The organism is Streptomyces showdoensis (assembly GCF_039535475.1).
Classification (GTDB): Bacteria; Actinomycetota; Actinomycetes; order Streptomycetales; family Streptomycetaceae; genus Streptomyces; species Streptomyces showdoensis.
In genome coordinates this window covers 68,227-93,938 of the sequence record NZ_BAAAXG010000004.1, presented here as the reverse complement: position 1 = coordinate 93,938, position 25,712 = coordinate 68,227, and the positions used below count along the sequence as shown (strand labels likewise).

The window sequence follows — 25,712 nt, the reverse complement described above, 5'->3', positions numbered from 1 at the left end:
CTCACCCGCCCGTCTTCCGTCGCCGGCGCCGCCGTTCGCGACGGCGCCGGTCTCCTGCGTCGTGCCTCACACGTACCGGCGCGGGCCACGGTTCAGGTGACCTGGCTCACGCGCAGCGGCGCCCGGAGTTGATGCACGCGACGACGGCCGCCATCCGGGCGTCGGTCATCACGTTGACGAACATGGCGTGGTCGGTCTTCGGGCTGTGCCGCTGCTCGGGGAAGGAGTCCAGCGCGATCGGGGCGTCCGCCGGGGGCGCCGGGTAGGCGAGCGTGATGCGCAGTTCGGGGACGGCGAAGGTGTCGCCGGGACAGACGCCGCCCGCGCCGGGGAACAGCAGGTGGGTGCGCGCGGGGGTGGCCGTGTCCAGGCCGTTCCAGCAGCTGGGGAAGACGAGGGTACGGGTGAGGCGGTCGCCCGCCGGGCAGCGCGGGTAGCGGGTCGTGGAGCGGTCGGGCCGGCCGGCGCAGCCCCAGCGGGCGCGGACGCCCGCGTCGCTGCGGGCGGTGAACGCCACGGCGTCCCCCGTCACGGCGCGCAGGAAGCGGGGCATCGGCACGACCTTCCCCGCCGGGTTGCCGCGGAACTCCAGGCGCACCTCGACGGGCCGGAGGATCTCGCCCGTGTTGCCGTGCCCGGCGGCCTTCTCGTACGGGAGGGTCGCGGGCCGGTCCGGGCGGCGCAGCACCGGCCAGTAGTAGGTGGACCGGTCGCCGCCCCGGCAGGTCGTGGCGGCGGCGGCAAGGCTCCGGTCGGTGGAGCGGGCGTCGGTGGACAGGTTGCCGACGTAGGCGTGGGTGTGGTGGGCGCCGCCGTACAGGCCGGGCGAGACGACGAGGTTGTCCTCGTTGTAGTGGGCCTCCTCGTTGCGGCCGCAGTCGACCGCGAACGAACCGGTGGAGGCGTCCGGCCCGGGACGGCCGGGCCGCCCCGCGGCGTCGGCCGGTACGTCACGGATGTCGACGAAGTCCCCGGCCGCGGGCCCGCCGGCCCCCGCCCCGTGCGGCACTCCCCCGCCGCCCGCCATGCCCGCCACGGCCGCGACGAGACCACCGCCCAGGACCAGACAGACGAACGCGGTCAGCCACCGCCGAGTGCTCCCCATGCGCGCCACGGTCTCCGCTCGGCCCCACACCCGTCAACCTGGCCAGTCCGCGTCCGCGTTCCACCTGCCCCTCATGGACCGGCGGTCCGGCCGGGCCGCCGCGGCGAGGGCGCCGGCCGCGAGGGTCGGCACCAGTGCGGTCACGCTCAAGGAAGGCTCTCCGGCCAAGGCCCACGCAAACCGGGCATCCTACCAGCGGCGCCCCACCCCCGGACCGGATTGACTACTCTCCACACCCAGGCGATTCCATGCGGTAGTCATGGGTGCGGGAGGGAACACCTTGGTCTTCAGCCTGAGTCGCCGCCGCAAGTCCGCATCCGCCGGCAGTAACAGCACCGCCTGCCCGTTCACGTCCGACACGACGCTCGACGCGTCCATGGCCGTGGTCCGCGCCCCGTCGGCGCAGGAGCCGGGGGCGGGGACGGGCACGTCGCAGTTCGTCGACCGGCGGCAGGCCGCGGACTTCATCCGCCAGTTCCACCGCGAGCAGCCGCACGTCGGGGACGCGGAGAGCAGGGTCCGGGCGGTGCTGGACGAGATCGACCGGACGGGTACCTACGAGCACACCCCCGCCGAGCTCACCTTCGGCGCGCGGGTCGCCTGGCGCAACGCCGCGCGGTGCATCGGCAGGCTCTACTGGCGCAGCATGGTCGTCCGCGACCTGCGGCACCTGGCGGCCGCCGACGACATCGCCGCCGCGTGCTTCGAGCACCTGCGGCTCGCCGGCAACGGCGGCCGGATCCGCCCGGTGCTCTCGGTCTTCGCGCCCGACCGACCGGAGAAGCCGGGCCCGAGGATCGTCAACGATCAGCTCGTCCGGTACGCCGGACACCGCGCCGCCGGCGGCGAGTGGAACGGCGACCCCCGCAGCTCCACCCTGACCGCCCGCGCACGCCACTTGGGCTGGAAGCGCGACGAGGAGGCCTTCCAGATCCTCCCCTTGATGGTCCAGGAGCGTCCCGGTGTGCGACCGGAGTGGTACGAGCTGCCGGACGACGCGGTCCTGGAGGTCCCGCTCCGGCACCCCGATCACGAGTGGTTCGCGGAACTGGGGCTGCGCTGGTACGCCGTGCCGGCCATCAGCGACATGACGCTGGAGATCGGGGGCGTGCGGTATCCGGCGGCCCCGTTCAACGGCTGGTACATGGGCACGGAGATAGGCGCCCGCAACCTCGCCGACGCCGAGCGCTACGACCTCCTGCCGGTGGTCGCGGACCGACTGGGCCTCGACCGTTCCTCCGAGCGCACGCTGTGGCGGGACCGGGCACTGGTCGAGCTCAACGTGGCGGTGCTGCACTCGTACCAGGAGGCGGGGGTGACGATGGCCGACCACCACACGGAGTCGGAGCGGTTCCTCCGCCACATCGCCCAGGAGGACCGCCTCGGCCGGCGCACCCCGGCCGACTGGAGCTGGATCGTCCCCCCGATATCCGGCTCCGCCACCTCCGTCTTCCACCGCTACTACGACCCGGTGGACCCGACCCTCCGCCCCGCGTTCCTCCCTCGGGAGGCCTGAACCCGGCGCCTGAACCCGGCGCCTCGACCCGGCGCCTTGACCGGGCGCCTCGACCCGGGGCCTTGACCCGGCGCCTTGACCGGGACCTGGCGCCGGAGCGGGCGCCAGGAGGGCGCCCTCCTGCGTAGGCCGAGGACTCAGCCGGCGATCCCTTCCCCGGGGGAGACCGGCCGTTCGAAGAAGGACTCCAGGACGACGGTGGCCTGCGTGCCGCTGACTCCGTCGATCGCGTAGATCCGGCGGAGCACGTCCTGGAGTTGCTCGGTCGTCGCGGTCCTGACCTTCACCAGCACCGAGGCGCTGCCCGCGATGACGTGCGCCTCCACGAGCTCGGGGAGCGCGGCGAAGGCCTGCGCCGAGTCGCCCATCCAGGCGGTCGAGTCGACCATGACGTACGCCAGGACGCCACTGCCCAGCGCCGCCGGGTCGACGTCGATCGTGGTGCGCCGGATGACGCCCGACTCCCGCAGCTTGCGTACGCGTTCGTGGGCGGCGCCGGCGGAGAGGCCCACGGCCCGGCCGAGTGCGGCGTAGGACTGGGTGGCGTCCTGCTGGAGTTGCGCCAACAGTGCGCGATCTATGTGATCCACAACTCTCCGTTCGGTTCCGTCTTGCCGAGACCGTATCTTATCCAGCAGTCTCGACCCCAGACCGAACACGCTTCGGAATCGCTCGCCCCGAGGAGAACGTCATGCCCAGCGAACGGCCCGCCCTGTACGAGATGTTCGACGACCGCTTCCGTTCGGGTCGGTGCATGAACGGCGACGCCGAGCTGGAGGTTCTGTACACCGGCTGCCGCTGGGCGGAAGGGCCCGTGTACCTGCCGGCCTGGCGACAGGTGATCTGGAGCGACATCCCCAACGACCGGATGCTGCGCTGGGACGAGGAGACCGGCTCCGTCAGCACCTTCCGCCGCGGCGCCGGACACACCAACGGCAACACCCTCGACCGGCAGGGCCGGCTGATCACCTGCGAGCAGGGCAACCGCCGGGTGACCCGGACCGAACACGACGGCACCGTCACCGTCCTGGCCGATCGCTGGCAGGGCAAGCGGCTGAACAGCCCCAACGACGCGACGGTGAAGTCCGACGGTTCGATCTGGTTCTCCGACCCGGACTTCGGCATCACCAGCGACTACGAGGGCTACCGCGCGGAGAGCGAGATCGGCGCGAACAACGTCTACCGCGTCGACCCGACGACGGGCGAGGTACGCCTGGTAGCCGACTGCTTCGGCGCGCCGAACGGTCTGGTCTTCTCCGCCGACGAGCGCCGGCTGTTCGTCTCCGACACCCGCGCCGGCTTCATCCGGGTCTTCGACGTGCGCGAGGACGGCACCCTGTCGGACGGCAAGGTCTTCGCCGACGCCTCCGCCCGCCCCCGCGCCCGCTTCGACAACCTGCGCTTCGACGACGACGGCCGGCTGTGGGCGGCGGCGATGGACGACGGCGTCCACTGCTACGACCCCGACGGCACCCTGATCGGACGCCTGAACGTCCCCGAGTCGGTCGCCAACATCTCCTGGGGCGGCGCCAAGCGCAACCGGCTCTTCATCACCGCCGAGACCAGCCTCTACTCCGCCGTCATGGCCGTCACCGGCACCCACCCGACGGGCCCGGGACGGCGCCCCTGGCTGGACGCAGGTGCCGAGGGGAGCGTCTAGGCCGTCTCCCTCGTGGACTTCGGATCATGGCTTCCCTGGCGGGGGGCGTGCCCGGTCCTCGTCCGCGCTCACCAGTCCCGGCCGGCCATCAACTCCTGCGTGTCCGCATCCGTGAACCCGTACTGCGACGCGACGAAGCGGAACTCCTCACAGATGCACTCCCGCGCCACCGTCTCGATCTCACTCCCGGCCGCCTCGAACTCCTCCTCCAAGGCGTTGAACTCCTCCGTCGCGGCCAGGGTGAGCACGTACAAGCCCTCCAGGTCCGACGGACGCTCCGCCTCGACCCGCTCACACAGCCGGAGCAGGATCGCCTTCCCCTGGTCGACCACGTGATCGGGGAAGTACGGGTCGTCGTACATCGCCCGCAGGAACGCGTGTCCGGCCACCCGCTGATGTGTGATCGGCATGGCACTTCCCTGCTTCCGCGAAGACCGACACGCCGATCATGCACCGCACCACTGACAACGAGGCCGCACGGATCCCGGACTCAGGCGGCCGGCACCCTCAGGACCCGGTGCGCCCGGCCTACACTCGCCGGTATGGCATGCCGCATCAGTGAGCTGGTCATCGACTGCGCAGACCCCGAACGCCTCGCCGCGTTCTGGAGCGAGGTCCTCGGATACGTCGAGCTCGGCCGGGAGGAGGACGGAAGCATCGAGATCGGGCCGCCCGGTGTCGGTTTCGGGGGGCCGCAGCCGACGCTCGTCCTGAGCCCCACCAGCGACCCCCGGACCGGCAAACTCCCGCTCCACCTCGACGTCAACGCCACGGACCGCGACCAGGACGCCGAACTCCGGCGACTGCTCGCGCTGGGTGCCGAGCCCGCCGATGTCGGTCAGACGGGCTCCGAGAGCTGGCACGTCCTCGCGGATCCCGAGGGCAACGAGTTCTGTCTCCTGCGGGCGCGGATCCAGCCGGCCCGAGTGTCGTCCTCGCGGCGCCCGTCCGGGTGACATGAGGCCGTGCGGACCGTGGGGACGATGAGCGTCACGGATCCGCTGCGGCGTCCGGGGCGCATCGTCGAGCGACTCACCTGGCGGAGCGGTGGTTCGCCGAGCTGAGCCCCGACAGCGTCGCTGCCGACTGCCGATGGATCTCCGGCTCAGGTCACTAGGGAGAAACCGTTTCTCGTATGGCCAGCGCCAGCCAGACGGCTGGTACCGCTGCCAGAACGAGCAGCAGGAGACAGCACGGCAGCGGGGACGGCCCCTTGAGCGGTGGCTGGGCTGCTATCTGCGGGGCCACTCGGCGCACGTCGTCGGCGTGATACCACGTCTTGCTGGCGGACCCGGTGGTGGTCATCCAGCTGTCCGTACGGACCCGCACTCCATGGGCCAGCGCGTTCACATACACCGAGCGAGCACCGACGCCCGGCCACAAGCCGCTCACCTGGCGCGCCGTCAGCCAGTCGCTTTCCGACTTCCCGGCCATATCGTGCCCCTCTCCCGGCGACCAGTGACGCGGCATCACGAACTGTCCCATAGTCAGGCGCAGTTCGCCCTCCGCGCTCGCATGCCCAACCCCCTTGCCGGTCGCCCGGTCGTCCGCGCTGTGTGCCCGGCTCATCGGCTTCGCGTTCCAGCACTTCCACCTGTCCGCCGGGCGCGACGCCGTCGACAACGTCTGCGACGGGCTCCTGACAGGAGGGGCCGGGCGAGGGCGACGGGCCGGGACGTGGGGTCCGGCTCAGTCGCCCCGCTCCATGCCCGGGCGCAGGCGGCCCAGCAGGGCGTAGAGCGTCGCGCTCTCGGCGGCGGTGAGCGTGTCGAGGGCGCCGTGGGTCGCCTGCATCTCCTCGCGGACGCGACGGATGATCTCCCGGCCCTCGTCCGTCGCCACCACGTTCTTCACGCGGCGGTCGGTGAGGTCGGGCTCGCGGCGCACCAACTCGCGGGCTTCGAGGCGGTCCACGATCCCGGTCACGTTGGACGCGTCGCACACGAGCAGGGTGGCGAGGGCGCGCATCGGCAGCGGGGTGTCGAGCTGGGCGAGCACCTTGGCCTGGGTGGACGTCAGGCCGTGATGGGCCGCGGCGGTGGCGAAGTCCCGCCACTGGGCCGTGCCGATGGCGGCGAGGAGCTCCAGGAGCTGGAGCTTGCCGGGGGTCTCAGGGGCCGTCGCGCTCATGCTTCGAGCGTACTCAAGATCCTTCACATTATCAATTGTTTACTTGACCCTCTTAAATATCGAGGTCTACCGTCATCACTGAAACTACTTGATGGCATCAAACATCGACGTCCTGAAGCGATGACGGGCGCAGCGATGAGGCATGGAGAAGGCCCCCACATGAGCACCACCACCCCGCCGTCCACCGCCGGCGCCAGACGCGAGACCGTCATCGTCTTCGCGCTGAGCCTGGCCGCCATGGTCGTGTCGATGATGCAGACCCTGCCGGTCCCGATCCTCGGCCTCATCCGGGCCGACCTCGGCGTCTCCACGGCCGAGGTCAGCTGGGTGACGACGGCCACGCTGCTCTCCGCCGCCGTCTTCACACCGCTGCTCGGCCGCTTCGGCGACCAGCACGGCAAGAAGCCCACCCTCGTGGCGGTGCTCGGCGTCATGGTGGTCGGCTCGGTGGTCGCCGCCCTGGCGACCTCGCTCCCCCTGCTGATCCTGGGCCGCGTGCTCCAGGGAGCGGCGACGGCGATCTTCCCGCTCGCGCTGTCCGTCCTGCGCGAGGAGGTCCGACCGCAGAAGCTGCCGGGCGCCATGTCCCTCGTCAGCGGCACCCTCGCCTTCGGCAGCGGTCTCGCGCTCGTCGCGACCGGCCTGCTCACCTCCGGCCCGGACGCCGACTACCGCAACGCCTTCTGGATGGCGACCGGCTTCGCCGCGCTCGCCCTGCTCGGGGTCCTCTTCCTGGTCCCCGCGACCCGCCACAAGACCGGCGGCCGCACCGACTTCCTCGGCGCGCTGGCCCTCGGCGTCACGCTGCTCCTGCTCCTGCTGCCCATCTCCCAGGGCCACGAGTGGGGCTGGACCTCCGGGCGCACGCTGGGCAGTTTCGCGGGCGCGGCCGTCATGACCGCCGTCTGGGTCCTGATCGAGCTGAAGGTCCGCGAGCCCCTGGTCGACATGCGGATGTTCGTCCACCGGCCGGTGCTCATGGCCAACCTGGCGGGCATCCTCGTCGGCTTCGGCATGTTCGCGAACTTCCTCGGCGTCTCCTACCTCGTGCAGATGCCCGAGGCCCTGACCGGATACGGATTCGACGCCTCGATCCTGCGCGCTTCCGTGCAGTTCCTGCTGCCCGGCGCGATCGTCTCGCTGCTCGCCTCCCCCGTCGGCGGCCAGCTGGTCCGCCACCGCGGTCCGCGCACGGCGCTGGTCCTGGCCGCCGCCCTCGGCACCGTGGGCTTCGGCTGGCTCGCCCTGGACCACGGCCACACCGCTTCGGTGATCGGCGCCGGCGTGATCGTCGGTGCGGCCGTGAGCTTCGGCTACGCGGCCATGCCCGCCGTCATCATGGCGAGCGTCCCGCACCACCAGAGCGGCATAGCCAACGGCATCAACTCCATCTCGCGCTCCACCGGCAGCGCGATCGGCAGTGCCGTCGTGACCACGATCCTGGCCTCGAAGACCGTGGAGCACCTGCCGGCGGGCGTCCCGCCGCTGCCCGCCGAGTCCGGCTTCACGCTCACCTTCTGGATCGGGGCGACGGCCTTCGCGCTCGTCGCCGTCATCGCGCGGTTCGGCCTGCGCGCCGCCCAGGCCCCCCGCGGCGCGGCGGCGCCCGCACCCGCCGCCGAGCAGACGGCCGAACCGGCGGCCGCCTGACCCTCCGCCCGGTCCCGCCCGTCGTATCCTCGGCCCGGGCGGGCCCGGGCGTTCCCGGCGCAGGACGGAATGAGGACAGACACGGTGGCGGACAGCGACAGGCCCCGATCGGCAGCCGAGGCGACGGCCGGGACGTCAGCCGGGGCGACGGCCAAGGAGGCCGGACCGGGCCCGCTCGGCGCGCGGGCGCGCGAGGCCGTCCTGCAGCGCATCGTCGACCGGCGGTATGCGCAGGGTGCCCGCCTCGTCGAGCGGGAGGTCGCCGTGGAGCTCGGCATGTCGCGCGTGCCGGTCCGCGAGGCGCTGCGCGCACTGGTCGCCGAGGGGCTCCTCGAACTGCTCCCGCACAGCGGTGTGCGCGTCCGGCGCCTGGAGCGCACCGATGTGGAGCATCTGTACGAGGTGTGGGAGCCCCTGGCGGTCCAGGCCTCCCGGCTCGCGGCGCGGGTCGCGGCGGCGGGCGCCCCCGAGGGGCTGACCGCCCTGGAGGCGACGCTGCACCAGGCCGAGTCGGCGGCGGCCGAGGCCGAGGGGACGCGGGAGGTCGCCGCGCACACGGCGTTCCACGAGGGCGTCGTCGCCATGGCCGGCAATCCGCTGCTCGCGCGCATGATGGAGCAGCTGAGCTGGCAGCTGCGGCTGCTGTTCGGGCTGCGCGAGGAACCCGCGCACATGCGGGCCCAGCACGCCGAGATGTTCCGGCACATCGCCGCGGGCGACGCGGAGGCCGCGGCGGCCAGCACGCTCCTGCACGTGCGGGACAGCAGGGCCGTCGCCCTGCGCTCCCTCTTCGGCGACGCCTGAAGAATTTGTATACCAAGAGGCCGGAACGACTCTAGACCCCTCCCCGTCACCTCCGCCCCCGTGAACACACACGGCTCTCATCTGGGATTTCCCCCTCGCGGCAGCTCACCCTTGTTCGCCGCCCGCAGCTTGGTATACAAAAACGGGGAGCCGTTGGCCCTCTCCCCAAGGAGCCCCCATGCAGCCGTCCCCCGCCTCCCCCGCTTCCTCCACGCTCTCCCGCCGCACGATGCTGGCCGGTGCCGCCGCACTCGCGGGCACGACGGCCACCGTGGCCGCCACCGCCCCGCCCGCGACGGCCGTTCCCGGCGCGTCCGCCCCCGCGTCGACCGCGCCCGCTCCCGGTGCCTCGCGGCACCGGGACAAGACGGTGGTCTTCCGCAACGTGCGCCCCTTCGGCGCGGCGAAGCCGACGGATCTCGTGGTCGTCGACGGACGGGTCTCGGCCGGCCCCGCGCCGCGCGGTGCGAAGGTCGTCGACGGCGGGGGCCGGATCGCGCTGCCGTCGCTGGTGGACGCGCACATCCACCCGGACAAGACGACCTGGGGCGGCTCCTGGGTGTCGCGCCGCCCGGCGAGCGGCATCGCCGACTACGTCGCCCAGGACGTGGAGCTGTTCCGCAGCCAGCGTCGGCCGGTGGCCGAGCGCGCGTACGGACTGATGTCGCACGCGGTCGCGCGCGGCACCCGGGCCATGCGGGCCCACGCCGACGTGGCCCCGGCCTACGGCCTCGCCGGGGTGGAGGGCCTCGCCGACGCGCGGGAACGGCTTCGCCATGCGCTCGACGTGCAGATCGTCGCCTTCCCCCAGCACGGCGTCATCAGGACCCCGGGTACCGCGGAGCTCCTCGAGGAGGCCGCCCGCGCCGGAATCGTGGACATGATCGGCGGCATCGACCCGATCGGCTTCGACCAGGCCCTCGACGAGCAGCTCGACCTGGTCTTCGGCATCGCGGACCGGCACGGCATCGGCGTGGACATCCACCTGCACGACCGGGGCGAGAAGGGGCTCAGGGCCATGCGCGGCATCATCGACCGCACCCGCGCCCTGTCCCTCGCGGGCAAGGTCACCGTCAGCCACGTCTTCTGCCTGCCCGCCCTGTCGGACCGCGAGCTCGGCGCCGTCGCCGCCGACCTGGGCGCCCAGGACATCGCGCTCACCACCGTGGCGCCCTCCGACTCGCTGGTGCTGCCGATCGCCCGGCTGCGCGAGCACGGCGTACGGGTCGGGCTCGGCTCCGACGGGGTGCGCGACTCCTGGAGCCCGTTCGGCAACGCGGACATGATGCACCGCGCGCACCTGCTGGGCTGGGTGACGGACATCCGCCTCGACGAGGAGCTGTCGGACTGCTACGGCGTGGCCGCGAACGGCGGTGCGGACGTCATGGGCCTGCCCCACGCGGACCTCCGGCCCGGCGCACCGGCCGACTTCGTGCTGGTGCGGGGCGAGTGCCTGCCCCAGATCGTGGTGGACATGCCGCGCCGGGACCTGGTCGTGCACGGCGGGGTCGTGGTGGCCCGGGACGGCGAGTTCCTCGCCTGAGGACCGGACTAGTAACGGACTCCGGTGAGCTCCTCGGACGCGGTCCAGAGGCGCTCGCCGGAGGCGTCGTCCAGCGTCCATCCGGCCCGCCAGGAGCGGGTGGGCGCGCCGCGCCAGCCCAGCTTCGGCCCGATGAAGGCGTCGGGCCGCACGCCGGGCGCGGTGGCGGCGTACAGGGTGGGGAGGGCGCCGGTGGCGGCGGGCTGGGCGATGATCCGGTTGCCCAGCTCCATCATCCGTGCGGCGGCGCGGCGGCCCTCCTGGCGGGGGCCTGCCGTCTGCAGGTTGGTGGCGGCGTAGCCGGGGTGGGCGGCGGCCGCGACGAGCCCGGACCCGGCGGCGGCCAGGCGGCGCGCGAGTTCGTGGACGAAGAGGAGGTTGGCCGTCTTGGAGCGGCCGTACGCGATCCACCGACGGTAGCCGCGCTCGGCGTTGAGGTCGGTGTGGTCGAGGTCGGACAGGGCGTGGAAGCCGCTGGAGAGGCTGACGACCCGGGCGCCCGGGGTGGGCAGCAGCAGGGGCATGAGGAGCCCGGTGAGCGCGAAGTGGCCGAGGTGGTTCACCCCGAACTGGGTTTCGAAGCCGTCGGCGGTGCGGCCGTGGGGCAGGGCCATCACGCCGGCGTTGTTGACGAGCAGGTCGAGGCCCTCGTGCCGCTCGGACAGGGCGGTGGCGAAGTCCCGTACGGAGGAGAGGTCCCCCAGGTCGAGCGGCGCGAACGCGGCTTCGGCGTGCGGCACTTCGCCGCGCAGCCGGGCGAGGGCCGTCTCGCCGCGGGTGCGGTCGCGGCAGGCGAGGACGACGTGCGCCCCGGCACGTGCGAGTTCGCGGGCGGTGACGTATCCGATGCCGCTGTTGGCCCCGGTGACCACCGCGACGCGTCCCCGCTGGGAGGGGATGTCCTGCACGTTCCAGCCCGCCATCTTCGGGCGCTCCTTCCGGCCGTGGCGCCTCAGGGCACCGCCGCTACCGCGGGTGACGCATCTTAGGGGCACCGGGAGGGGCCCCACCCTTCGCCCCCGGCACCCCTCAGTCCAGAGGGGCCCGGTGCAGGGTGATCAGCAGTCCCCAGACCCGCTGCGCGATCTCGGCCGGGGGCGGCCCCGATGAGGCCGTGCAGCCAGTCGGCGAGTACGCCGGCGAAGGTCGCGGCCACCGCCGAGGCGATCAGGTCGGGTTCCGGTGCCCCGGCCAGGGCGCGCTCGGCCCGGCTCCGGGCGCGGAGCTCCTGGTGGAGCACGAGGCCGAGCGGACCGCTGCCGCCCGGGCGCAGCAGCTCCCGGTAGAGCCCGGCGTGCGCGGTGATCCGGTCGAAGAACTCGCGCAGCGCGGGGGGCGGGGAGGCCGGGTCGGGCGTGCCGCGCCAGGCGTGCAGGGCGTCGACGGCGTCGCGGACGATGTCGGCGCACGCGTCGGTCGCGAGCGCCTCCAGGTCGGCGTAATGGAGGTAGAACGTGGCACGGCCGACCCCCGCCCGCCGCACCAGCGCCGCGACGCTCACCTGCGCGAGCGGGCTGTCCGCGCACTCCTCGAGGAGCGCTCGGCGCAGCTTGGCCCTGGTCCGCTCGGCCCGCGGATCCGGCGGTGCGGTGCTCATCCGGCCAGCAGGACGGCACCGAGCGCGAGGGCCCCGGGGAGCGCCTGCGCCACCAGGATGCGGCGGTTGGCGGTGAAGCCGCCGTACAGCCCGGCGACCAGCACGCAGACCAGGAAGAAGACCTGGACCCGGAAGCCGGTCGGGTCCCCCGCGATCAGGCCCCAGACGAGGCCGGCCGCCAGGAAGCCGTTGTAGAGGCCCTGGTTCGCGGCGAGCGGGGCGGTGGCCCGGGCCATCGCGGGGTCGAAGCCGGAGAGTTTGCGTCCCGGCCCCTTCTCCCAGAGGAACATCTCCAGAACCATGATGTACGCGTGCAGCGCCGCCACCAGGCCGACCAGCACGTTCGCGACCGCATCCATGGCGCACCCCTTCCTCGAACTTTATGGACAGGTGTCCAGGTTACATGGACACCTGTCCATAAGGGAGCAGGGGGCGCGGCGCTCGGCCGTCAGTAGGCGCCGTTGACGTTGTCGATGGAGCCGTAGCGGGCGGCCGCGTAGTTGCAGGCGGCCGTGATGTTGGCGACCGGGTCGAACAGGTCGAAGGCCGTGCCGGGGACGTGGTAGGCCTGGAAGGTGGGCTCGATCACCTGGAGCAGGCCCTTGGAGGGGGTGCCGGCGAGGGCGTTGGAGTCCCAGTCGTTGACGGCCAGCGGGTTGCCCGAGGACTCGCGCATGACGTTGCGGTGGATGCCCTCGTACGTGCCCGGAATGCCGTTCCTGGCCATGATCGCGAGCGACTCGCGGATCCAGCCGTCCAGGTCGTTCGTGTACGAGACGGCCGAGGCCGCCGAAGACGCCGAGGAGACCGCGGGCGCCTGGGCCGCGGCCTGGACCACGGCCGGCTGGGCGGCCGGGCGGGACGCGACCGCCGGGAGCGCGGACCCGCCGCCCGCACCCGATCCGCTCACGGCGGCCGGACGCTCGCCGGCCTTGCCGGCCTTGGCGCCCTTGGCGCCCTTCGCGTCGATGGAGAGGTGCAGGCCGGGGCGGATGAGACCGGGGTCCGCGCCCACGGCGGCGCGGTTGTCTCGGTAGATCTTCTTCCAGCCGCCGCTCACGTGGTGCTTCTGGGCGATCTTCGACAGCGAGTCTCCGGCGACCACCGCATAGCGCACGACGCCGTTCGCCTTCACGGCCTGCGACGCCGCCGCCTTTTCGATCGCGACCGAATGCGCGGCCTGTACGGCCTGTACGGCGCGCACCGTCGGCGCGGCCTGTACGGCCTGTACGGCGCGCACCGTCGGCGCGGCCTGCGGGGCCTCGGCGGCGGCGCCCGTCGCGCCGGCGAGCGGCAGGGCGAGTGCGGCGCTGCCGGTGATGCCGACGACGGCCAGCCCGCGAGCGAGCGGAGTGTTCCCGGGGCGGCGGTGCTTACCGTTTCCACGCATGGCGATGTCCTCTCCTTCGCCTGCGAGGTGAGCTGTCGGGTTCGGGCAGGAGCTGCCCGGCCGCGCGGTGCGCGACTACACCCCGAGCCGCCCCGGAGACCGGGGCGGCGGCGAACCTGTGGGTCCCCCGCTCCTGCCGTGCGTATGGGTGAGTGCGGTGCCCGGGCGGCGGCAGGATTCGGCGTTCCGTCCGGATGACGGGTGACCGTAGGCGAATCCGAAGAGCCAGAACAAGGGCCTGATTCGCAAAAGCAAGCAGATCTTTTACGCGCCGGAAAGGGATCGAATACGGCGCCGTGATCCATCTCGTCAACTGTTCCGCCGGGGCACGCACATGACGCCGCGACAGCATCCCCGGGATAGGGGGTGCCGTGACTCAGATCACCGGCGAACACTTAATCCGACATGTCCGGATCTGATTTATTTGCGGTTTCCGTCATCGCCGTTTTCGCGCCCTTCATGCGCTGCCCGACCTTCACGACTGGCGGTCCGCTTCCGTGGCGGGATGATGGAGGGGCTGTGGGGTGGAGGAGGGACACGGTCTGGATGAGCGCGGCGGCCTTCCCCGCCGGCCCGGACCCGGCGGCCGGCGATCTCGCCCTGGAGCCGGGCGGGCTCCTCGACGTGCTCGGGGTGGCCGCCGTCATCCTCGACGACCAGGGCCGGATCGTCCTGTGGAGCCCGCAGGCGGAGGTGCTCTTCGGCTACCCCGCGGCCGAGGTCCTCGGGCGGCAGGCCGTGGCACTGCTGGTGGAGGAGCGGCACAGGGAGCAGGTGAACGCGCTGGTCGGCCGCGTGGTGGCGGGCGACGGGCCGGGAGCCGGGGTCTTCCCCGTACGGCACAAGGACGGCCGCACGATCCTGGTGGAGTTCCGCAACACGCGGCTCCAGGACGAGCGGGGGCGGCCCTACGCCCTGGGCCTCGCCTCGGACCGGGCCGCGGTCCGGCGGGTGGAGCGGAACCTGACCCTGTCCTCGCTCCTGGTCGGCCACTCGCCGCTCGGCCTGGCCGTGCTCGACCACGATCTCCGCTTCGTCCTGGTCAACCCGGCGCTGGAGCGGATCGACGGCCTGCCCGCCGCCGACCACCTGGGGCGCACGGTCCGGGAGGCCGTGGCGACGCCGGACGCGGAAGCGCTGGAGACGGCTCTCGGGGAGGTGCTGGAGACGGGCGAGCCCGTCCTCTCCCGGAGCGTACGGGGCGTGGCCGGCCCGGACGGCGAGGAGCGGGTGTGGTCGGTCTCCCTCTACCGGCTGGAGACGCCCGAGCGGCGGATCATGGGGGGTCGCCGCCGCGGTCACGGACATCACCGAGCAGCACAACGCGGCCCGGACGGCCGCCCGGGCCAGACGCCGCCTCGCGGTGATCGCGGCCGCCTCGGAGCGGGTGGGCACCACGCTCGACCTGGACCTCACCGCCCACGAGCTGGCGGACCTGGTGGTCCCGGAGTTCGCCGACATCGCGGCCGTCGACGTCCTGGAGGACATCCTGACGCAGCCGGGTCCCACCCGGACCTCGGGTCCGGCCGTGTTCCGCGCGCTCGCGGTGAAGGCCGCGTACCCCACCCCGGCGCAGGAGGCCGCCGACCCGGTCGGCGAGCCGGCCCGGTACGGCGCCGAGCGCCTGGTCACCCTCTGTGCCCGGACCGGGCGCCCGGTCCTCGTGCGGCAGGTCACCGACGGCGACCTGCCCCGGATCGCCAGCGGGGAGGCCACCGCCGCGCTGCTGCGGCGGGCGGGCATCCACTCGTACCTCGCCGTGCCCCTGCGGGCCCGCGGGGTCGTCCTGGGGGTGCTGGACCTGAAGCGGGCCCGCAACCCGGTGCCGTTCGACGAGGACGACGTCCTGCTGGCCGGGGAGCTGGCCGCCCGCGCGGCGGTCGCCATCGACAACGCCCGCTGGTACCGCCACCAGAGCCAGGCCGCCCTCGCCCTCCAGCGCCATCTGCTGCCGCACGGACCGCCACGGCTCAACGGCCTCGACGTCGCCTACCGCTATCAGCCCGCGTCCGAGTCGGTCGAGGTCGGCGGCGACTGGTTCGACGCGATCCCGCTCCCCGACGGGAAGACCGCGCTGGTCGTGGGTGACGTCATGGGCAGCGGCATCAACGCGGCCGCGACCATGGGGCAGTTCCGCACCGCCGCCCGCACCCTCGCCGCGCTCGGACTCGCGCCCTCCGTGGTCCTGGAACACCTGGACCGCACCGCCGCCGACCTGGACGACGCGATGGCCACCTGTGTGTGCGCCGTGTACGACCCGTACAGCGGCAGCTGCCGCGTCGCGAACGCCGGCCACCCGCCGCCCGTGCACGTCGCCGCCGGCCGGACGCCCCGGCTGCTCGAACTCTCCGAGGGCGCGCCGCTGGGCGTCGGCGGCGTGCCCTTCGAGACGCAGGAGATCCCGTTCGGGGCGGGCGACGACCTGGTCCTGTACACCGACGGCCTGGTCGAGACCCGGGACCAGGACATCGACGTACGGCTCGCCGCCCTCACCGACCTGCTGGACCGTCCCCCGCAGCCCCTGGAGCAGACCTGCGACCTGCTGCTCGGCGCGCTGCGGGGGGCCGACGACCACGACGACGTCGCGCTGCTGATCGCCCGGGCCCGGGCGACGCGCGGGGAGGGGGCACCGTGAGCGACGCGCTCCTGCCCGACGACGGCCTGCCGCCCTTCACCGAGGACGGTGCCGCCGCGCTGATCGACAGCCGGGGCCGGATCGACGGCTGGACCCCGGAGGCCGGGGCCCTGCTCGGCCGGTCCGCCGCCGCGGTGGTCGGCACGTCGGCGCGCTCGCTGCTCGCGGAACCCGCGGCCTGGCCCGGGCTCGTCGCGGCGTACGCGCGGGGCGCCCGGCGCGGGGACGCGGTGCTGCGCACCGGCCAGGGCGCGGAACTGCCCGTGGTCTTCCAGGCGTTCGACCTCGCGGGCGACCGCGAGCCCGCGGGGTGCCTGGTGCTGGCCACCCCGGCGGCGCGGGCCGTCCGGCGGCACCAGGACCGGGCGTTCGTCCGGGAGCTGTTCCTGCAGGACCGGGTGGGGCTCGCCGTGTTCGACGCGGGGCTGCGGCTGCTGCGGACCAACACCCACCTCCTGCCGTACACCGGCGTGCCGGCCGACCTGCGGGGGCGGCGTCTCGGCGACTTCCTGTGGCCCGGGGACGCGGACGCGATCGAGGAGAAGCTGCGTCAGGTCCTGCGCACGGGCACCCCGCTGATGGGGGTGGAGGAGGTCCTGCGGACGCTCGACGATCCGCGCGGCGGGGTGATCATCTCGATCTCGGCGTTCCGTCTGCAGTCGCCCGACGGGCAGGTGCTGGGGCTGACCGCGCTGTTCACCGACGTGACCGAGCTGCGCCGCTCGACCGAGCGCCTCGCGCTGCTGCACCGTGCCACCGCCTCGGTCGGCCGTTCCCTGTCGGTCACCGACACGGGCCGGGAGCTCGCCGCCGCGCTGGTGCCGGGCCTGGGCGACCTGGCCGTGGTCGAGCTCGCCGACGGAGTGGTGTACGGCGAGGAGCCGGTGCCCGACCGGGAGGGCCGGCTGCTGCTGCGCCGCACGGCCGTGGCGGGACGGCTCGCCGACGCCTCCGGGGACGACGGGGAGGTCCCCGGGGACGACGGGGAGAGCGGGACCGAGGGGCCCGACGGACCGGAAGCGCGCGGTGGCGGTGGCGAGGGCGGCATCGGCGCCCGGAGCGACGGCGGCATCGGCGCCCGGAGCGACGGCGGCGGTCCGAGGACCCCCGCGGGGGCCGGGAATCCCGCGGACCCGGGGGCCGTCCTCGCCGTCGTCCCCGCCGACGGCGGCGCGGGCACCGGTCCTGCGGTCGACGCCCCGGCCGTCGGCGGCTACCCGTTGACCATGACGGCCCCGCTCCGGGCGCGCGGGATGGTGCTCGGCCGGGTGTCCGTCGGCCGGCACGCCGACCGGGGCCCGTACCAGGCCCCCGACCAGGACCTGCTGCGCGAGATCGCGGGCCGGGCCGGTCTCGCGCTCGACAACGCCCGGCGGTTCACCCGGGAGCACCGGGCGGCCGTCGGCCTCCAGCGCAGCATGCTGCCTCCGACGCAGAGCGAGACGCCCGCGGCGAGCACCTCCGCCGTCTACCTCCCGGCCGGCACGGCGACCGGGGTCGGCGGGGACTGGTTCGACGTGATCCCGCTGTCCTCCGCGCGGGTCGCGCTGGTCGTGGGGGACGTGGTCGGGCACGGCCTGGCCGCCACGGCCACCATGGGCCGGCTGCGGACGGCCGTGCGCACCCTCGCCGACCTCGACCTCGAACCCGACGAGCTGATGGCCCATCTGGACGACCTGGTCTCCCAGTTGGCGGCCTACCCCGAGGAGCCGGGGGACGCGGCGGACGAGGGCGAGCCGGACGACGACGGCTGGCGGGACCGGCACGCGACCTCCCCCACGGGCGCGACCTGCGTGTACGCGATCTACGACCCGATCTCGCGGCGGTGCGCGGTGGCGTCCGCGGGGCATCCCCCGCCGGTCGTGGCGGACCCCGCGGGGAAGGTGACGTACCTGCCGGTGGATCCCGGGCCGCCGCTCGGGGTCGGCGGGCTGCCCTTCGAGACGACGGAGGTCGACCTGGCCCCCGGCAGCGTCCTCGCCCTGTACACCGACGGCCTGATCGAGGGCCGGGACGGCGACATGGACGTGGGCATGGCCGAACTGGCCGCCCGGCTGGCCCGGCCCGCGGCGCTGGCGGGGCCGCTGCGGGAGCTCGGCCGGGAGATCGTGACGGGCCGGCCCGTCGTCGGGCTCGCGGACGACGTGACGCTGCTGCTCGCCCGTACCCGCACGGTGCCGCCGGAGGACGCGGCCGCCTGGCCGGTGGAGGCCGATCCGGCGGCGGTGGGGCGGGTGCGCGAGGCCGCCGCGGCGCAGTTGCGGGCCTGGGACCTCGACGAGCTGGTGTTCACCACCGAGCTCGTGCTCAGCGAGCTGGTCACCAACGCGATCCGGTACGCGGGCGGCCCGGTGGAGGTGCGGCTGATCCGGGCCGGCCGGCTGGTCTGCGAGGTGTCCGACCCGAGCGCCACCCACCCGCGGATGCGGCGGGCGCAGCTGACCGACGAGGGCGGCCGGGGCCTGTATCTGGTGGCCCAGCTCACCACCCGCTGGGGCAGCCGCTACAGCCGCCGCGGCAAGACCATCTGGGCGGAGCAGGAGCTCCCCCGCTGACGGTCCCCGCGCGGCTCAGGCGTCGAGCACCGCGGCGACCGCCTCGATCTCCACGAGCTGGTCGTGGTAGCCGAGCACGGTCACGCCCATCAGGGTGCTGGGCACGTCGTGGTCGCCGAAGGCGTCGCGGACCACCTCCCACGCCGTGACCAGGTCCGGCTGCCGGTGGGTGGCGACGAGGACGCGGGTGCTGATGACGTCCTGCAGCGTGGCGCCGGCGTCCTTCAGGGCGGTCCGCAGGTTCGCCACGGCCTGCGCGGCCTGTCCGGCGACGTCACCGACGGCCACGGTGGCGCCGTCGGCGTCGAGCGGGCACGCCCCGGCCAGGAAGATCAGCCGCGCCTCGGCCGGCGCGGTGGCCGCGTAGGCGTACTCGGCGACGTCGGACAGGGAGGCGGAGCGGATCAGCTCGACGGCACGCGGCACGGGCTTCCCTTTCGGGCGGGGTGGGGCGGTACGGGACGGGGTCACCCTGTCAGAGATCACCCGCCCTCTCGACGGGTTTTCCCGGCGCGCCCCGCTCCCTCCTCCCCCGGCCCGTCTCCCTCCCCCGGCCCGTCTCCCTCCCCGGGTCCGTCTCCCTCCCCCGGCACGCTCCACTCCCCCGGCGCCAGGCTCCCCAGCAGGGCGAGGTCGACGTCCAGCAGGCTGCGGGCGACCCGGCGGCGCGGTCCCGGCGGGATGGGCGTGAGCGAGGGGACGGCCACGACGGCGCAGCCGGCCGCCTCGGCGGAGGCGACTCCGGTCGGGGTGTCCTCGACGGCGACGCAGGCCCCCGGCGCGAGGCCGAGGGCGGCGACGGCCGCCCGGTACGGGTCGGGGGCCGGTTTGGTGCGCGGGGTCTCGCCCTCGGCGACGGAGGTGGTGAACCAGTGGCGTCCGAGGGCGTCGAGGACGGTGTCCACGACGGGCCGGGGCGAGGCGGAGACCAGGGCCGTGGGCACGCCCGCGGTACGGAGCGCCGCCAGCAGCTCCAGGGCTCCGGGCAGCGGGACGACCCGGCCTCGGACGAGTTCCGCGAAGCGCGCGCCGAGGGAGGCGCCCAGCCGGAGCGGGTCCGTGGAGCCGTCCGCGAGCCGGACCAGGTAGGCGGCGCAGTCCTCGATCGCGCGGCCGCGGACGAAGGCGACGTCCGCGTCCCCGAGGACGAGGCCGAGGCGCCGGGCCTCCTCCTCGACCGCCTGCTGCCAGAGGCGTTCGGTGTCGACGAGGGTGCCGTCCATGTCGAAGAGGACGGCGTTCGGGCGGGGGATGCCGGGCATGGCGGCTCCTTCGGGGCGCGGCGGCGGGTCGGGCGGGGCGGAGGCCCGGCGGCGGGCGGTCACTCCTCGGTGGCCCCGAGGGCGGGGGTGTCCCGCAGGTGGACGTGGCGGCCGGTGGAGGCGTGGAGTTCGAGGACGGTGAGCTCGTTCTCGCCCTCGCGCAGGACGGGTGCCGGGACGTACAGGCTGGTCTGCGGACCGCGGGACCAGTAGCGCCCGAGCGGGAAGCCGTTGATCCAGGCCAGGCCCTTGGTCCAGCCGTCCAGGTGCAGGTACGTGTCGGCGGGCCCGGCCACGGTGAAGGTACCGCGGTGGAACGCGGGCCCGACCGGCGGGGCCTCGGGGCCGGTGGGGCGGAAGGCGAGGGGATCGAGGCGGTCGAGGGGCAGGGCGCGGCTGTGCCAGGCGGCGGGCGGCTGCCCGTCGACGGTGACGCGGCCGAGGAGGCCCTTGCGGTCGTGGAGGGCCGCCCCGTAGTTGACCCGGCCCTGGTTCTCGACGAGGACGGTCAGTGCGGCGCCCGGCCGGGGGACGGTGAAGGCGAGGGCGTGCTCGTGGTTCTCGCGCTCCAGGACCCCGACCGGCTGTCCGTCGACGAAGACCTGGGCGCGGTCGTGGACCCGTTCCGCGTGCAGGACCGCCGGCCCGGGCGCGGTCAGCTCGGTCTCGTACAGGACGAAGCCGAAGGACTGGCCGAGCTCCTCCATGGTGAGCGGCCGGTCCGCCTTCTCGGGGGTGCCGAGGGCGTCGGCCTGGCCGAGGAGGGAGGCGGTGTACGGGAGTTCCACGGCCCCGTGGGCGGCCTTGGGAGCGGCCGGGGGGACGGGCTCGTCGGGGACGGGGGCGTGGCGGGCGATGACCTCGCGGAAGGCCGCGTACTTGGCGGTGGGGTCGCCGGCCTCGTCCAGGAGGGAGTCGTAGTCGTAGGAGGTGACGGTGGGGCGGTAGGTGCCCTTGTCGTTGGCGCCGTTGGTGAAGCCGAAGTTGGTGCCGCCGTGGAACATGTAGATGTTGACGGAGGCTCCGGCGGCGAGCAGCCGGTCGAGTTCGCTCGCGGCCTCGTCGGCGTCGCGGCGGGTGTGGATGCCGCCCCAGCGGTCGAACCAGCCGATCCAGAACTCGGCGCACATCAGGGGGCCCTTGGGCTGGTGGGCGCGGAGGGCGGCGAGGCCCGAGCTGACCCGGCTGCCGAAGTTCGCGGTGGCGAGGACGCCGTCCAGGCCGCCGCGGGCCAGGTCGGCGGGCTGGTCGCAGGTGAAGAGGGGGACGTCGACGCCGTGCCGGCGCAGCAGGGCGGCGAGTTCGGCGAGGTAGGCGGTGTCGTCGCCGTGGGCGCCGTACTCGTTCTCCAGCTGGACGGCGATGACCGGCCCGCCGTGGCTGGCGAGGTGGCGGTGGAGCGGGGGCAGGAGCGCGCCGAGGTACCCGTCGACGGCCCGCAGGAAGCGCGGGTCGCGGCTGCGCAGCACGAGGTCGTCGTCGGCGAGCAGCCAGGACGGCAGGCCGCCGCCCTCCCACTCCGCGCAGATGTAGGGGCCGGGCCTGAGCAGGACGTGGAGTCCTTCGGCGGCGGCCAGGTCGAGGAAGCGGGGCAGGTCGAGACCCGCGTCCATGCGGAACTCCCCGGGGCGCGGGGCGTGCAGGTTCCACGGGACGTAGGTCTCGACCGTGTTGAGGCCGAGGAGCCGTGCCTTGTGGAGGCGGTCCGCCCACTGGTCCGGGTGGACGCGGAAGTAGTGCAGGGCGCCGGAGAGGATCCGGAACGGGCGGTCGTCGAGACGGAAGCCGTCGTCGGCGATCTCCAGTCGGGGCATGGCGGCGGTACTCCTCAGGAGCTCAGGGAACGAGGTGCGGGTGGATCAGGTGCGGCGCCGGCCGGGTGCTCGGGTGAGCGGCCGGCCGGCGGTCGGACGAGCGGGCGCCGGTGGTCAGGCGAGCGGGCGGCACAGCAGCGCGTCGGGGACGCCCCCGTGGTTCCACTTCCAGGTGAAGGCGACCCCGGCGAGGTACTCGCCGTCGGCGCACTGGCCCTTGTAGTAGCCGGGGGCCCAGTCGCTGCCGGTCGAGCCGCCGGTGGCGGGCCGGTTGTCGCCGTGGTCGAACCAGAGCACGCGCCCGTTGACCGGCAGGGCGGCCGTGGCGGGGGCGCACAGGAGGGCGGACATGGCGTTGGAGCGGACGCTGTAGCCGACGGCGAAGGTGCGGTCGGGGCACTGGAGCTTGTTGTAGCCGCTCGCCCAGTCGCCGCCGGTGACGTACCGCTCGTCGGTGACGGTGGTCCAGGCGCCGCTCGCCTTGGCGGGCTGTCCGGCGTCGGTGCACAGGCCGCGGCTGTCGCTGCGGCCGAGTCCGACCAGGCGCTGGGTGTCGGGGCAGTTGCCCTTGCGGTTGCCCGGGGACCAGTCGGGCCTGGCGAGCATGGTGGCGGAGACGTCGTAGTCGCCGTAGTCCAGGTTGAGCATGTTCCAGCGGGGGCCGGGGGCGATCCGGCCCGAGCGGGCGGGGGCCTCGACCAGCTTGGTCCAGTCGGCTGCGCGCCAGTCGCCGGGGTCGAGGACGCCGTTGCGCGTCCCGGTCGCGCTGTAGCCGACCATGGCCCAGCTGTCGTTGGGGGTGCCGGCGGCATCGGTCCAGCCGACGAGGGGCCAGATCGCGAAGTCCGCGTCGTTGCGCACCAGGATGTCGGTGAAGCGGGTGAACCAGTCGCGTTCCCGGGCGTCGACGGGGCCGCGGCCGCCGGCGCCGAACTCGCTGATCCAGACGGGGGCGGTGAAGTGCTGGCCGTCGCGGGTGACGAAGAGGGCCTCGTCGTCGACGGCCTTGACGAGGGCCTCGGGGCTGAGCTCCTCGTAGCGCGGGTCGTGGGTCTCGCCCGTGCCGGTGGCCCCGGTGTGGTTCGGTCCGGTGTAGCCGTAGAAGTGCGCCGCGTACACCAGCTTGTCGGAGTGGATCAGGGTGTTGGAGAGGGTGGCGACCGGGGTGAGCATCGGGCGGCCGTGGGGCGTGATGTCGGTGGGGATGCCCTGCCAGTTGATGCCCTCCATGACGATCAGGAGGTCCGGGTCGGCCTGGAGGATCTCGTTGCCGGCCTCCTCGAAGGCCTTGTTGAGGTCGTGGTCGTTGCCCCAGCCCCAGTTGGCGTCGTTCCAGGTGTCGCGGCGGACCTCGTTGCGCAGGTCGGCGCCGACGACGCGGGTGTTGTTCTGGTAGCGCTTGGCGAGGAACACCCAGTCGTCGATCCACTGCCGGGTGGTCTGGCCGCTGTTCCAGCGCTCGTTGCCGTCGAGGCCGCAGCAGAAGCGGTAGCTGGTGGTGTGGTTGTTCAGGACGACCGCGAAGCCGTCGGCGGTGAGCGCCGCGACGACGGCGTCCATGATCTGCAACGGGGTCTTGCCCTTGAGCTGCGGATTGGCGGCGACCGCGGAGTCGGGCACGGGCACCGTGTCGTGCACGAGGGCGTTGGCGAAGGGGAGCCGGATGCTGTTGAGGCCGAGGGCGTGGAAGTCGGCCAGGATCCGGTCGACGGGCGTGCGGTCCAGGCCGAGCGGGATGTTGTGGGAGTTCTGGTCGGCCTGGTGGTTGGTGACGTCGTTGACGTCCCCGCTGCCCTCGTAGGTGCCCTGGGCGCCGGCCCAGTTGCCGGACTTCAGCTTGAAGCGGTTGCCGGCGGCGTCGACGATCCAGCGGCCGCGGGTGCTGAGCGGCCCGGTCCAGGACGCGGCGAGCTGCGCTCCGGTGAGGACGGTGGGGGCGGCCGCGGGGGCGGGGCCGGGGGGTGTGGTGGCGCCCGCCGAGGGGCTGCCGATGAGCAGCGCGGAGACCGTGGCCAGGGCCGCGGTCGCGCGTCGGAGCAGTGTGCCGGGTGTCACGGGGGCTCCTTGTGGAGGGAGGTGTGGTGCCTGCTCGGATGAAGGGAGGTGCGGGAGGTGCGTCGGTGCCGGTCGTGCGGTGGTACGGGAGGTGCGGTGGTGCGGATCGGGGGCGCGGGTCCGTCAGCCCTTGAGACCGCTGGTCGCGATGCCTTCGACGATGTAGCGCTGGGCGACCAGGAACATGACGACCAGGGGGGTGATCGTGACGACGGCACCGGCGAAGAGGCCGGGGAGGTTGACGGTCTGCGAGGTGAGGAAGGTCGAGAGGGCGATCTGGGCGGTCCACGCCGACGGGTCCTGTCCGATGACCAGCGGCCACAGGAAGGAGTTCCAGCTGTCGATGAAGGACAGGGCGCCGAGCGAGGCGAGCATCGCGCCGGAGCTCGGCAGGGCGATCCGCCCGTACAGGCCGAACCAGCCGAGGCCGTCCAGCCGTCCGGCCTCCTCGATCTCGGCCGGGAACTGCAGGTAGAAGTTGCGGAACAGCAGGACGGCGAAGGGGTTGAACAGGCCGGGCACGATGATGCCCCAGAGCGTGTTCACGCCGCCCATGGAGCCGACGACGACGAAGGTCGGTACGAAGGTGACCGAGCCCGGGATCATCAGCGTGGCCACCACCAGGGCCAGCAGGACGCCGCGGCCCCGGACGGGGATCCGGGCGAAGGCGTAGCCGGCGGCGGAGGCCAGCACGGTGGAGACGGGGGCGGTGACGGCGGCGATCAGCAGCGAGTTGCCGAGGGCCCGGCCCATGGAGACGGTCGGGTCGTCGAAGAGCGCGGTGAAGTTCTCCACGTGGGCGGTCGAGGGCCACCACGTCCACTCGGGTGCCGTCAGCCCCTGGGCGTCCATGAGCGAGTTGCGCAGCATGAGGTAGAACGGCGCGAGGAAGAGCGCGGTCAGCAGGCCGACGAGCAGTCCCCGGCCGGTGACGCGGAGGGCTCGGTGGAGTCCGGGAAGGGTCATGTGTGGCTCATCCTTCGCTCTTGCCGAATCCCGTGAACCGGCCCTGGAGCAGCGTCACTCCGACGATGAGGGCGGTGAGCACGAAGGCTCCGGCGGAGCCGAGACCGTAGTTCTGGCTGCCCATGGCGGTGTTGTAGAGGTGGACCAGCGGGGTCAGGACGGGGGCGGTGCCGGTGCCGGACAGGCCGCTGTTGAAGAGGTTGTAGAACTCGTCGAAGGCCTGGAAGGCCGCGATGAAGAGCAGCATGAGGACGGCGACCGAGGTGTTGCGGAGCATCGGCAGGGTGATCCTGCGCAGCAGCCGGAAGCCGGTCGCGCCGTCGAGCGCGGCGGCCTCGTGGACCTCCCGGGGGATGGCCTGGAGGCCGGCCAGGAAGAGCACCATGTAGAAGCCGACCTGGAGCCAGAGCCGCAGGGTGACCAGGACGACCCAGTACAGCGGGGGCGAGGTGGTCTGCAGCCAGGGCACGGGGTCCGCGCCGAACCAGCCGCCGATCGTGTTGGCGATGCCCGCGGGCAGGCCGTTGAACAGGCACATCTTCCACAGCAGCGAGGCGGCGACGTACGAGACGGCCGTCGGGATGAGGAAGGCGGTGCGCACCAGGGCACGGCCCCGCCGGACCCGGTGGACCAGGAGGGCGAGTCCGAGGGAGGCGGCGAAGGTGACCGGCACGATGAAGGCGGTGAAGACGAGGATCTGGACCAGGGAGTCGCGGAAGGCCTGGTCGGCCAGGAGGGTGCGGTAGTTCTCGAGTCCGACCCAGTGGCCGAGCGCGATGGTGCCGCGGGCGTCGCTGAGGCTGAGCAGGAAGCTCCAGCCGATGGCGACGTACTTGAAGACCGCGAGCCCGATCAGCATGGGTGCGGTCAGCAGGACGAAGGCGAGCACGCCCGCCCGGCCCGTGCGGGACCGGCCCGCCGGTGCCCTGCCGTCCCGGCGCCGGCCGCCGCTCGGTCGGCCGGCGCCGGGACGGCGGGTGCGGGGCACGCCCCGCGGCCCGGCCGCGGGGCGCCCTGCGGGCGCGGTCGG

General features: G+C 73.6%; 21 protein-coding genes, 3 pseudogenes and 1 riboswitch. Of the genes and pseudogenes, 9 read left to right on the top strand and 15 right to left on the bottom strand.

What is annotated here, in order from left to right; genetic code table 11:
* Nucleotides 1-106 precede the first annotated feature (106 nt).
* Nucleotides 107-1,105: a DUF1996 domain-containing protein gene (locus ABD981_RS02450; protein WP_046908148.1), complete on the bottom strand. Its 999-nt coding sequence runs from the start codon at nt 1,103-1,105 to the stop codon at nt 107-109.
* A 376-nt stretch (nt 1,106-1,481) separates the two neighbouring features.
* Between ABD981_RS02450 and ABD981_RS02445 the strand changes: the two genes are divergently transcribed.
* Nucleotides 1,482-2,621 (top strand): nitric oxide synthase oxygenase, encoded by a 1,140-nt coding sequence (locus tag ABD981_RS02445; RefSeq protein ID WP_123954528.1) that lies wholly within the window; start codon nt 1,482-1,484, stop codon nt 2,619-2,621.
* A 137-nt stretch (nt 2,622-2,758) separates the two neighbouring features.
* Here the strand turns inward: ABD981_RS02445 and ABD981_RS02440 are convergent, their stop codons facing one another.
* Nucleotides 2,759-3,211 carry an Lrp/AsnC family transcriptional regulator gene (locus tag ABD981_RS02440; protein ID WP_046908149.1) on the bottom strand — a complete coding sequence of 151 codons (453 nt, stop codon included), beginning with the start codon at nt 3,209-3,211 and terminating at the stop codon, nt 2,759-2,761.
* A gap of 101 nt (nt 3,212-3,312) precedes the next feature.
* On the opposite strand from ABD981_RS02440, the gene ABD981_RS02435 reads away from it, so the two are divergent.
* Nucleotides 3,313-4,281, top strand: coding sequence for an SMP-30/gluconolactonase/LRE family protein (locus ABD981_RS02435; protein ID WP_046908150.1), 969 nt, complete (start codon nt 3,313-3,315; stop codon nt 4,279-4,281).
* A 68-nt stretch (nt 4,282-4,349) separates the two neighbouring features.
* Here the strand turns inward: ABD981_RS02435 and ABD981_RS02430 are convergent, their stop codons facing one another.
* Nucleotides 4,350-4,691 carry a DUF5713 family protein gene (locus tag ABD981_RS02430; protein WP_046908151.1) on the bottom strand — a complete coding sequence of 114 codons (342 nt, stop codon included), beginning with the start codon at nt 4,689-4,691 and terminating at the stop codon, nt 4,350-4,352.
* Nucleotides 4,692-4,823: 132 nt separating this feature from the next.
* Between ABD981_RS02430 and ABD981_RS02425 the strand changes: the two genes are divergently transcribed.
* Nucleotides 4,824-5,237, top strand: coding sequence for a VOC family protein (locus ABD981_RS02425; RefSeq protein WP_046908152.1), 414 nt, complete (start codon nt 4,824-4,826; stop codon nt 5,235-5,237).
* Between the two features lie 157 nt (nt 5,238-5,394).
* Here ABD981_RS02425 and ABD981_RS02420 read toward each other — a convergent pair whose 3' ends face one another.
* Nucleotides 5,395-5,850: a hypothetical protein gene (locus ABD981_RS02420; protein ID WP_046908153.1), complete on the bottom strand. Its 456-nt coding sequence runs from the start codon at nt 5,848-5,850 to the stop codon at nt 5,395-5,397.
* Between ABD981_RS02420 and ABD981_RS02415 the strand changes: the two are divergent.
* Nucleotides 5,819-5,950 (top strand): annotated as a pseudogene (locus ABD981_RS02415) (ABC transporter ATP-binding protein); the annotation flags it as partial. The gene ABD981_RS02420 and the pseudogene ABD981_RS02415 sit on opposite strands and share 32 nt — an antisense overlap.
* 20 nt (nt 5,951-5,970) lie before the next feature.
* Here the strand turns inward: ABD981_RS02415 and ABD981_RS02410 are convergent.
* Nucleotides 5,971-6,411, bottom strand: a complete 441-nt coding sequence (locus tag ABD981_RS02410; protein ID WP_046908154.1) for a MarR family winged helix-turn-helix transcriptional regulator — start codon at nt 6,409-6,411, stop codon at nt 5,971-5,973.
* Nucleotides 6,412-6,570: 159 nt separating this feature from the next.
* Between ABD981_RS02410 and ABD981_RS02405 the strand changes: the two genes are divergently transcribed.
* The 3 genes from ABD981_RS02405 (at nt 6,571) to ABD981_RS02395 (ending at nt 10,408) form a co-directional block, all read left to right on the top strand.
* Nucleotides 6,571-8,061, top strand: coding sequence for an MFS transporter (locus tag ABD981_RS02405; RefSeq protein WP_046908155.1), 1,491 nt, complete (start codon nt 6,571-6,573; stop codon nt 8,059-8,061).
* 84 nt (nt 8,062-8,145) lie between these two features.
* A complete protein-coding gene (locus ABD981_RS02400; protein ID WP_276205582.1) occupies nt 8,146-8,865 on the top strand; it encodes a GntR family transcriptional regulator in 720 nt (239 codons plus the stop codon).
* A gap of 178 nt (nt 8,866-9,043) precedes the next feature.
* Nucleotides 9,044-10,408 carry an amidohydrolase family protein gene (locus tag ABD981_RS02395; RefSeq protein ID WP_046908156.1) on the top strand — a complete coding sequence of 455 codons (1,365 nt, stop codon included), beginning with the start codon at nt 9,044-9,046 and terminating at the stop codon, nt 10,406-10,408.
* Nucleotides 10,409-10,416: 8 nt separating this feature from the next.
* On the opposite strand, the gene ABD981_RS02390 is transcribed toward ABD981_RS02395, so the two are convergent.
* The 4 genes and pseudogenes from ABD981_RS02390 to ABD981_RS02375 all read right to left on the bottom strand — a co-directional run bounded on the left by ABD981_RS02390 (nt 10,417) and on the right by ABD981_RS02375 (nt 13,395).
* Nucleotides 10,417-11,331: an oxidoreductase gene (locus ABD981_RS02390; protein WP_046908157.1), complete on the bottom strand. Its 915-nt coding sequence runs from the start codon at nt 11,329-11,331 to the stop codon at nt 10,417-10,419.
* 106 nt (nt 11,332-11,437) lie between these two features.
* Nucleotides 11,438-12,005: pseudogene (locus tag ABD981_RS02385) on the bottom strand (TetR/AcrR family transcriptional regulator).
* Nucleotides 12,002-12,364: a DUF1304 domain-containing protein gene (locus tag ABD981_RS02380; protein ID WP_046908159.1), complete on the bottom strand. Its 363-nt coding sequence runs from the start codon at nt 12,362-12,364 to the stop codon at nt 12,002-12,004. Before ABD981_RS02380 ends, ABD981_RS02385 begins: the two are co-directional and overlap by 4 nt.
* An 89-nt stretch (nt 12,365-12,453) precedes the next feature.
* Nucleotides 12,454-13,395: a LysM peptidoglycan-binding domain-containing protein gene (locus tag ABD981_RS02375; protein WP_046908160.1), complete on the bottom strand. Its 942-nt coding sequence runs from the start codon at nt 13,393-13,395 to the stop codon at nt 12,454-12,456.
* Nucleotides 13,396-13,399: 4 nt separating this feature from the next.
* Nucleotides 13,400-13,556: riboswitch (cyclic di-AMP (ydaO/yuaA leader) on the bottom strand.
* A gap of 385 nt (nt 13,557-13,941) precedes the next feature.
* On the opposite strand from ABD981_RS02375, the pseudogene ABD981_RS02370 reads away from it, so the two are divergent.
* A pseudogene (locus tag ABD981_RS02370) lies at nt 13,942-16,030 on the top strand (SpoIIE family protein phosphatase).
* Nucleotides 16,027-18,585: a SpoIIE family protein phosphatase gene (locus tag ABD981_RS02365; RefSeq protein ID WP_046908162.1), complete on the top strand. Its 2,559-nt coding sequence runs from the start codon at nt 16,027-16,029 to the stop codon at nt 18,583-18,585. The pseudogene ABD981_RS02370 and the gene ABD981_RS02365 overlap by 4 nt, the downstream one beginning before the upstream one ends.
* A 15-nt stretch (nt 18,586-18,600) precedes the next feature.
* On the opposite strand, the gene ABD981_RS02360 is transcribed toward ABD981_RS02365, so the two are convergent.
* From ABD981_RS02360 to ABD981_RS02335, 6 genes are all read right to left on the bottom strand, one after another.
* On the bottom strand, nt 18,601-19,011 hold the full coding sequence (locus ABD981_RS02360; RefSeq protein ID WP_046908163.1) for a RidA family protein: 411 nt from the start codon (nt 19,009-19,011) through the stop codon (nt 18,601-18,603).
* 56 nt (nt 19,012-19,067) lie between these two features.
* Nucleotides 19,068-19,847, bottom strand: a complete 780-nt coding sequence (locus ABD981_RS02355) for an HAD family hydrolase (protein ID WP_205628178.1) — start codon at nt 19,845-19,847, stop codon at nt 19,068-19,070.
* 59 nt (nt 19,848-19,906) lie between these two features.
* A complete protein-coding gene (locus ABD981_RS02350) occupies nt 19,907-21,661 on the bottom strand; it encodes a glycoside hydrolase family 35 protein (RefSeq protein WP_046908164.1) in 1,755 nt (584 codons plus the stop codon).
* 114 nt (nt 21,662-21,775) lie between these two features.
* Nucleotides 21,776-23,716 carry a glycoside hydrolase family 5 protein gene (locus ABD981_RS02345; RefSeq protein WP_046908165.1) on the bottom strand — a complete coding sequence of 647 codons (1,941 nt, stop codon included), beginning with the start codon at nt 23,714-23,716 and terminating at the stop codon, nt 21,776-21,778.
* Between the two features lie 123 nt (nt 23,717-23,839).
* Nucleotides 23,840-24,682 carry a carbohydrate ABC transporter permease gene (locus tag ABD981_RS02340; RefSeq protein ID WP_046908166.1) on the bottom strand — a complete coding sequence of 281 codons (843 nt, stop codon included), beginning with the start codon at nt 24,680-24,682 and terminating at the stop codon, nt 23,840-23,842.
* Between the two features lie 7 nt (nt 24,683-24,689).
* Nucleotides 24,690-25,670 carry a carbohydrate ABC transporter permease gene (locus tag ABD981_RS02335; RefSeq protein WP_382747619.1) on the bottom strand — a complete coding sequence of 327 codons (981 nt, stop codon included), beginning with the start codon at nt 25,668-25,670 and terminating at the stop codon, nt 24,690-24,692.
* Between the last annotated feature and the right edge of the window lie 42 nt (nt 25,671-25,712).